The organism is Acinetobacter sp. Swhac1, assembly GCF_013390985.1.
GTDB lineage: Bacteria > Pseudomonadota > Gammaproteobacteria > Pseudomonadales > Moraxellaceae > Acinetobacter > Acinetobacter towneri.
This window is the reverse complement of record NZ_JACASN010000115.1, coordinates 1-757: the sequence shown is the minus strand read 5'-3', so window position 1 is coordinate 757 and position 757 is coordinate 1. Positions and strand designations below refer to the sequence as shown.

General features: G+C 36.6%; 2 protein-coding genes. Both read right to left on the bottom strand.

Annotated elements, in window-relative coordinates; all coding sequences use genetic code 11:
* The coding region (locus tag HX743_RS16225) for a SulP family inorganic anion transporter (RefSeq protein ID WP_162924843.1) at window positions 1–131 on the bottom strand (131 nt) is incomplete at its 3' end.
* A 249-nt stretch (window positions 132–380) separates the two neighbouring features.
* The gene (locus HX743_RS16220) at window positions 381–590 is read right to left on the bottom strand and encodes a hypothetical protein (RefSeq protein ID WP_004976362.1); all 210 of its coding nucleotides are present in this window, start codon (window positions 588–590) and stop codon (window positions 381–383) included.
* Window positions 591–757 lie beyond the last annotated feature (167 nt).

The following is a 757-nucleotide window of genomic DNA, read 5'->3' as shown; positions in this document are numbered from 1 at the left end:
ACTTTAGGATCTACACCTGCAATAATTGAAAATGCGATGGCTTCAGGGATGAGTGCAAGACCGACGACTAATCCGGCAAGTACATCCCCACGGATGTTAGAGAACCACTGTTCTCGGACATTAGATAACATAAACATAGCCTGTTTTTTAATTTTTCAGATAGGCTAGTGATGTGATATATACAACACACAAGCGACTACACCACATCACTAGACAGTGATGAGTTATTTACAGATTTACGACGGTAAATAAACTTAAGGTGGCGTAAGTGTCATAAGATGAAAGAACGTTTTAGAGTAAAAAAATCAGGACAAGGGTAACAGCTAGGTACTTTTTTATAAAGCCTGGATGTTATATCCAAGCTTTGTTTAATCGGTATTTTATGAAGCTTTTGGCTCCCCAAGTAATTGACCTATTTCCAAACGTGTATAGCCACGTTCTTTAAAAATCAAAACAATAGCCTGTTTATAATCTTCAGAAGTAGAAGTCTTATACTTAGTTATCAGTTGATTTTCAGAATTCAGCTCAAGATCATTTTTGATGGTCAATACTTCGCTAGAGATCTTGTTAAAGATATTTAGGTTAAACATACAGGCACTCGTCATCCGTATTATAGCGGCCCGACTATAACGAATACCTGTCTTAGCTACGCTAGACACCCTTGGCCGCAAGGATTACAAATTAAGAAAAATTCCGCAAGTTTTTGTCTATTGAAAGAATAAATAATCTCCCAACTGCTATCTATTTAACATAATGG

Coding starts and splice junctions, on each gene's coding strand:
- HX743_RS16220 (WP_004976362.1), bottom strand. CDS start 590: ATGTTTAACCTAAATATCTTTAACAAGATCTCTAGCGAAGTATTGACC.